A 3,289-nucleotide genomic window follows, 5' to 3' on the forward strand; every position below is an offset into this window, starting at 1 on the left:
GCGTGCCGGTGATCGCCGATGGCGGCATCCGTACCTCGGGCGACATCGCCAAGGCGCTGGCGGCGGGGGCTTCGACGGTGATGATCGGCTCGCTGCTGGCGGGAACGGACGAGGCGCCCGGCGAGACGTTCCTCTATCAGGGCCGCGCGTACAAATCCTATCGCGGCATGGGCTCGGTCGGGGCGATGGGGCGCGGGTCGGCCGACCGTTATTTCCAGGGCGACATCAAGGACCAGATGAAGCTGGTGCCCGAAGGCATCGAGGGTCAGGTGCCGTTCAAGGGCTCGGCGCGCGAGGTGATCCACCAGCTTGTCGGCGGGGTGAAGGCGGCGATGGGCTATACCGGCGCGGCGACGCTGACCGAACTGCGCCGACGCGCCCGCTTCATCCAGATCACCGGCGCCGGGTTGACGGAGAGCCACGTTCACGACGTGACGATCACCAGGGAAGCGCCGAATTATCCGACGCGCTGACGCGCATCAGCGTAGCGGAGCTACGCTGGAGACGCGCAAGCGCGCCGCGGGTCGGCCTGCCGACCCGTTCGACGCAGCCGACCAATTCGTGACGCGCTACCGCGGCCCGTCGTCCGAGCCACCGTCACCCCGGCCTTGTGCCGGGGTCCTCCGTCGTCCGTGCCTGCGGGCGGGGCTTAACTCGAACCGGTTCGCGCGAACGCGGGTGGATGCCGGCACAGGGCCGGCATGACGAACATTACTGTCCTTCATGGCGCTATCCATGCGACAGCCGCCGAGATGTCTTCCATTCTCGCCCGAACCGACAGCCATCGCGCGCCGATGTCCGATCCGCTCGCCCGCTGATGACCCCCGCTGCCCGCGCCCAGGCCGCGATCGAGCTGCTCGACACCGTCATCATCGCCGCGCGCGACAACGGCCCCGCGGCCGACACGCTGATCCAACGCTATTTCGCCGCGCGTCGCTACGCCGGATCGAAGGACCGCCGTGCCGTGCGCGAGCTGGTCTATGCCGTGATCCGGGCCTGCGGCGAGCGCCCCGCGGGCGGCCGCGCGGCGATGCTGCTGCTCGCCGGCCAAGACGCGGACCTCGCCGCCACCTTCGACGGCTCGCCGCACGGACCGGCACCGATCGCGGCCGACGAGCCGCGCGCGGCGGCAGGTGTCGCGCCGGCTTGGCTGACGGAACGGCTCGCCGCCTCGGGGCTGGACGCGGCGGAGCAGGGGGCGCTTGCCGGGCGTGCGCCGCTCGACATCCGGGTCAATCGGCTCAAGGGGACGCCCACGCAGATCACGGAGCAGATCGCGGCCGCCGAGCCGATCGCCGGCCTTCCCGACGCCCTGCGCCTGCCCGCCGGAACCGACCTGGCGCCGTTCGCCGGGCTGGTCGAGCCGCAGGACGCCGGCAGCCAGGTCGTGACGCTCGCCGCCGCTCCGCAGCCGGGGCAGCAGATCGTCGATCTCTGCGCCGGGGCCGGCGGCAAGACGCTGGCGCTGGCCGCGGCGATGGGCGAACAGGGCCACATCCTGGCCTGCGACACGGACCGCGGGCGCCTCTCGCGCCTGTCGCCGCGCGCTGCGCAGGCCGGCGTGACGATCGCCGAGACGCGGCTGCTGAACCCCGGTCGGGAGCTGGAGCTGCTGGCGGACTGGCAGGGCAGGGCGGATACGGTGCTGATCGATGCGCCATGCTCGGGCACGGGCACCTGGCGGCGCAATCCCGAGGCGCGGTGGCGGCTCACGCCCGGGCGGATCGACCGCCTCGTGGCGATGCAGGCACGGCTGCTCGACCTCGGCGCGGCGCTGGTCCGGCCCGGCGGCGCGCTGGTCTACGTCGTCTGCTCGCTGCTCGACGAGGAAGGCGCGGACCAGGCGGGCGCCTTCGCGTCGCGCCAGACCGGCTGGACACCCGCGGCGCTGTCGCTCCCCGCCGGCAGCCCGCGCGGGCCGGGGCTGCGGCTGACGCCGGCCAGCGACGGCACGGACGGCTTTTTCGTCGCGCGCTTCACCGCGCCGTGATAGCAGGTTGCCGATCGTGCCCCGCCTGGAGTTGATGATGCGCGCCCTTCCTTTCGCCATTGCGTCGGCGCTGACGCTGGCGTGCCTGTCGACGTCGCTGGCCGGCCAGCGCCCCGTTGCGCCGATCGACGCGCGCTCGCAGGCGCTCCTCCAGCAGGGTCGGGCCGAGCGCGCCGCCGGCAATCTCGGCGCCGCCACCGACACGCTGGAGACCGCCGCCGCGGTCGATCCGCGCAACCGCGAGGCGTTCATCCTGCTCGCCCAGGTCGCCGAGGCGCGCGGCCTGCCGGGCAAGGCGATCCGCCTCTATCGCGAGGCGCTGGTGCTGGAGCCAAACGATGTCGCCGCGCTGCGCGGGCAGGGCGAGGCGCTGGTGATGAAGGGTGCGCTCGCCCAGGCGCAGGTCAACCTCGCCAAGATCAGGGCGCTGTGCAAGGGCGCGTGCCCCGACGCGAACCAGCTCGCGGCCGTCATCGCCAAGGGCCCGCCGGTGACCACGGCGCAGGCCGATACGGCGGTGAAGCCGAAGGCCGAGTGACGTTCAGGTAGCGAGTACCCGCGCCAGCGCGACCCATTCCGGCACGCTGACCGTCTCCGCCCGCCGCGTCGGGTCCAGCCCGATGGCTTCGGCCGCCGCCAGCGCGCCGGGTAAGCCCTTCAGGCTCTGCCGCACCATCTTGCGGCGTTGGCCGAAGGCGGCGGCGGTCAGGCGCTCCAGCGTGCCGACCGCCACCCCGGCCGGCGCATCGCCGGGCACGAGGTGCACCACCGCCGACATCACCTTGGGCGGCGGGGTGAAGGCGGAGCGGTGGACCGGCATCGCGATCCGCGCGGTCGCCCGCCACTGCGCCAGCACGGCCAGCCGGCCATAGGCGTCGCTGCCCGCCCCGGCGACGATGCGGTCGGCGACCTCACGCTGGAACATCAGCGTCGCCGACGCCCACCAGGGCGGCCAGTCCGCCGTCAGCCAGCCGACCAGCAACGCCGTGCCGATATTGTAGGGCAGGTTGGAGACGATGTGCGGCCGCGCGCCGTCCGTGGCCGGAAACAGCGCCGGCAGGTCCTCCGCCAGCGCGTCGCCTTCGATCACGCGCAGCCGGCCCGGGTAGGCGTCCGCCAGCTCGGCCAGCGCGGGCAGGCAGCGCCGGTCCCGCTCCACCGCCGTCACGCGCGCTCCCGCCGCCAGCAATGCACGGGTGAGGCCGCCGGGGCCGGGGCCGACCTCCAGCACCTCGGCGTCGGCGAGATCGCCCGGCACTGCGGCGATGCGGGCGAGCAGCTGGCCGTCGAACAGGAAGT

At 73.7% G+C, this 3,289-nt stretch carries 4 protein-coding genes; 3 read left to right on the plus strand and 1 reads right to left on the minus strand.

Features of this window, described 5'->3' with window-relative positions; genetic code table 11:
- From ACFE64_RS15425 to ACFE64_RS15435, 3 genes are all read left to right on the plus strand, one after another.
- Positions 1-473 (plus strand): IMP dehydrogenase (locus tag ACFE64_RS15425; protein ID WP_375393337.1); only part of this gene is annotated, 473 nt, incomplete at its 5' end.
- Positions 474-817: 344 nt separating this feature from the next.
- The gene (locus ACFE64_RS15430; RefSeq protein ID WP_375393338.1) at positions 818-1,990 is read left to right on the plus strand and encodes an RsmB/NOP family class I SAM-dependent RNA methyltransferase; all 1,173 of its coding nucleotides are present in this window, start codon (positions 818-820) and stop codon (positions 1,988-1,990) included.
- Positions 1,991-2,027: 37 nt separating this feature from the next.
- Positions 2,028-2,528 carry a tetratricopeptide repeat protein gene (locus ACFE64_RS15435; RefSeq protein WP_375393339.1) on the plus strand — a complete coding sequence of 167 codons (501 nt, stop codon included), beginning with the start codon at positions 2,028-2,030 and terminating at the stop codon, positions 2,526-2,528.
- A 3-nt stretch (positions 2,529-2,531) separates the two neighbouring features.
- Here ACFE64_RS15435 and rsmA read toward each other — a convergent pair.
- On the minus strand, positions 2,532-3,289 hold a 758-nt coding region (gene rsmA, locus ACFE64_RS15440), incomplete at its 5' end, for a 16S rRNA (adenine(1518)-N(6)/adenine(1519)-N(6))-dimethyltransferase RsmA (RefSeq protein WP_375393340.1).

The sequence above is a fragment of the uncultured Sphingomonas sp. genome (assembly GCF_964250165.1).
GTDB lineage: Bacteria > Pseudomonadota > Alphaproteobacteria > Sphingomonadales > Sphingomonadaceae > Sphingomonas.